Source organism: Gluconobacter sp. Dm-73, assembly GCF_018256215.1.
Taxonomy (GTDB): Bacteria; Pseudomonadota; Alphaproteobacteria; order Acetobacterales; family Acetobacteraceae; genus Gluconobacter; species Gluconobacter cadivus.
Map to the genome: position 1 here is coordinate 1 of NZ_JAERLW010000026.1, position 3271 is coordinate 3271.

The window sequence follows — 3271 nt, forward strand, 5'->3', positions numbered from 1 at the left end:
CCGTTGGCGCAGCTTGACCGGGGTATCGGGGCGCTGCGTCAGGGGCTGGGCGAGAGCTGGAACCGCACCGTGGTGTTGGCCCTGACGGAATTCGGGCGGACCGTGCGGATCAATGGCACGGGCGGGACGGATCACGGGACGGGGACGGTCGCGTTTCTGGCGGGCGGTGCGGTTGCGGGCGGGAAGGTCGGGGGGACCTGGCCCGGTCTGCGCTCCGGACAGTTGTTCGAGAACCGGGACCTTGCGCCGACGACCGATCTGCGGTCGGTCGTGGCGGGGGTACTGTGCGATCATCTGCATCTGCCGTCTCATGCGATTGGGACGGTGTTTCCAGGCGCGGCTGTGGAGCCTGCGCGGGGGCTGGTTGTTCCGGTGTGAGGCCGGGTTCTTACATCCGTTCAGAACTCCGAAACGACTGAGAAAAACGTGCCGCGCCGCTGGCCGTACTGGGCCTGATAGATGCCGACGCCGCTGCCGTTGCGGAGCTGGTAGCGTTTGTCGAACAGGTTCATGACGTCCGCGCGGATTTTGATGTCATGCCCGGCCGGGACCTTCGTGAAGGTGTGCTGGTAGCCGATGTTGAAGACGTCGTATTGCGGCTCTTTTTCCAGATTGGCGAAGCCGCTGCGTAAGCCGTAGCCATAGACGAAATCGACATAGGCCATGTCGTGTTTCGTGGTCCAGGATGCGCCTGCGGTGGCGGTGAATTCGCCTTGATGGTCGAGCTGGATGGCGTTGTTGCGGATATAGGCGAGTTCCGCCAGATCGAACTGGTACTGCGCCGAATTGATGTCCCGGGCTGAAGTTTTGACGTAGGAAAAATTGCCGTACATCGACCAGGGGCCATGCCGCCATGAGCTGCCGAATTCCGCGCCATAGACGCGGCCGCGTTTGTAGCTGAAGGGGGCGAGGATGACCGCGCGGCCGAACTGTCCGAGATCGGTGAGGTCATGCGCCCATTTGGCGTAGGCATCGAGCGTGATCTGGAATTCGGGTGTGATGCGCTGGAGGATACCGCCATCGACGTAATTCGATTTCTCGACTTTTGTGGCGTTGTTGATCGTGTTCGCGGCCGCGTTGGTGGTGCCCGCAAAGCGCGCGAGTGTGGACGGGTAGACATATTGCGGGGACGGCGGGGCGAAATAGCGCGAATAGCCAAGATGCAGCGTTGTGGTGCGGGTGGGTTTCCAGACCATGTTCGCGCGTGGGCTTAACTGCCCTTCATTGTCGAAGGACGAGGCGAAGCGGTCGTAGCGGATGCCGTAATTGAAGGTCAGGGTGTGGGTGATTTTATACTCGTCCTGGATATAGGCGCCCGTTTCAACGGACCAGTTTCCGGTATTGTCGATCATGCGTTTTGCGATGTCGGATGTCTGGTTTCCAGCGTCGTCCACGGGGAAGGCCAGTGTATCGGTATCCAGACGTTCGGACGTGTACTGCCCCAGCAGACCGGCCCGCAGGGTGTGATGGGGGGCGATATCGTAGGATAGATCGGCCTGCATGCCGCCAGTTGTGAAGTCGTTGACTTCGTGTTCCGAGACGCCCTGATAGATCAGATCGCGGTCCCGGTCCGGGGTATAGTCGATCCGGCCGTAGCGGAAATAGGGTGAGACCTGAAGGTTCAGTTTTTCGGTCGTGCGCTGATAGGACAGCACGGCGTAGTAGTTCTGTTCGGTCTGGCTGTCGTTCAGGTTGGCCCAGTTCATGGACGGATCATGCGGATTGACGCCTGCGACGTTGTACAGGGTCGTGTAGTCCGGGCTGGTCGTGTCGAACGTCTTGAACGAGTTGGGGATTTCGAAATCCGCGTAGGAGGCGCTCGTCAGCAGCGTGATCCGGCTTGCGTCGTCGAGATGGTAGGACAGATACGCGAAGGCTTTTTCCTGTTCGGTCACGTCATGGATGGCGCGGAACGTGTTGCTCGGGTTTTCGATGCCGATATTGTTGCGGGTGAAGGACAGGGTGGTGAAATAGTCCAGTTTTCCATGCTGGCCGCCAAGCTGCACGGACGGGACGAAGGTGTTGTAGCTGCCGCCATACAATGAGATCTGATTGTGTTTGAGGCTGTCGCCGGTCTTGGTCGTGACGTCCACCACGCCTGCGGTACGGAAGCCGAACTGCGCGGGGAGGGTGCCCGTCAGCAGGTCCACGGATTGGATGATACGGGTATCGAGTTCCTGTCCGAAACCGTTCAGCCCTTCTGGCAGGAGCACGCCGTTGACGCGATAGGTCAGGCCACCATGTTCGCCGCGGACATGGACTTCCCCATAGCTGTCCAGCACCACGCCGGGAACGCGGAGGAGGATCTGGCTGAAAGCCGCGTTCTGGCCGCCGGGTGTGGTGGTGATCTGGCGTTGGTCGATGGTGTAGTCCACGGCGCCGAGGCCGGGGAAAATGCGGGCGCGTTCGCTGTTGAGATGCCCGACGACGCTGATGTGTTCGGAAGGGGCGGTTTTTTTCGCGGGATCGGCTTTTTTGATGGTCCGGGATTTGTGCTTGGGTGGGGTGTCGTTGGCGAAGCCCGTGCCGATAAGGGTCAGGCTGACGGCCATCAAACCGCAGGTCCGGAAGCATTTGCGGTACGATAGTAAGCTGATCATGGTATAGTATTTGCTATATCTGCTGGAGTGCATGCGGGCGGCCTGAGGCGTGAGGTTCAGCCACCAGGAATCAGGGGGCAGGCTCAGACTTAAAGCATCAGCGTTATGATATGCAATATGCTATATCAATCAGTAGAGGGTCTATCTTGGGGGCTAATCGAAAGATCGGGAGAGGCTGGAGCTGAAAAGCCTCTGCCAGGGTGGTCTGAAAAGCGATAAAAATCATTACGGTACTGGATATGCGATCATTCGTCCGCCATGCTCGCCCGTCTTTCTTTCTGCCTCTGTTGTTTCAAGCGAAGCGTCAAAATATGCCAGTCTCTTCTCCGGTCTCTTCTCCGGTCCTAACGCCCCTTCATCCGCCCTGCATTGCCGCCATTGATGGCGGGGGGACCAAGACGCTTCTGGCGGTTCTGGGAAGGGACGGATCGCTGGGGCCTGTGCTTCGGGGGGCGGGGTCCAATCCGTTTGATCAGGCCGGATGGCAGGATGTGTTGCAGTCTTTGCTGAGGCAGCTTCCCTCCACGACGGCTGCGCTGTCTCTGGGGCTTGCGGGGTATGAGGAGACGCGGGTTCTGGGGCGTGAACAGAGCGAGGTTGTGGGGAACGCCTTTGCGGGGCCTTTCAACATCTGTAGCGATGTGGAGATGGCCTGTACCGGGGCTTTCGCG

General features: G+C 59.6%; 2 protein-coding genes and 1 pseudogene. 2 read left to right on the forward strand and 1 reads right to left on the reverse strand.

The features are described from left to right. Window positions 1-378, forward strand: a 378-nt coding sequence (locus JK176_RS14830; protein ID WP_211588398.1) for a DUF1501 domain-containing protein, incomplete at its 5' end; no start/stop codon positions are given. Between the two features lie 20 nt (window positions 379-398). On the opposite strand, the gene JK176_RS14835 is transcribed toward JK176_RS14830, so the two are convergent. Further along, window positions 399-2552, reverse strand: a complete 2154-nt coding sequence (locus JK176_RS14835) for a TonB-dependent receptor (protein WP_249194545.1) — start codon at window positions 2550-2552, stop codon at window positions 399-401. 359 nt (window positions 2553-2911) lie between these two features. Between JK176_RS14835 and JK176_RS14840 the strand changes: the two are divergent. Then, a pseudogene (locus JK176_RS14840) lies at window positions 2912-3271 on the forward strand (hypothetical protein); the annotation flags it as partial.

Bases quoted from the DNA above. Each gene is read 5' to 3' on its own strand.
- JK176_RS14835 (WP_249194545.1), bottom strand. From the start codon at position 2,552: ATGGCCGTCAGCCTGACCCTTATCGGCACGGGCTTCGCCAACGACACC.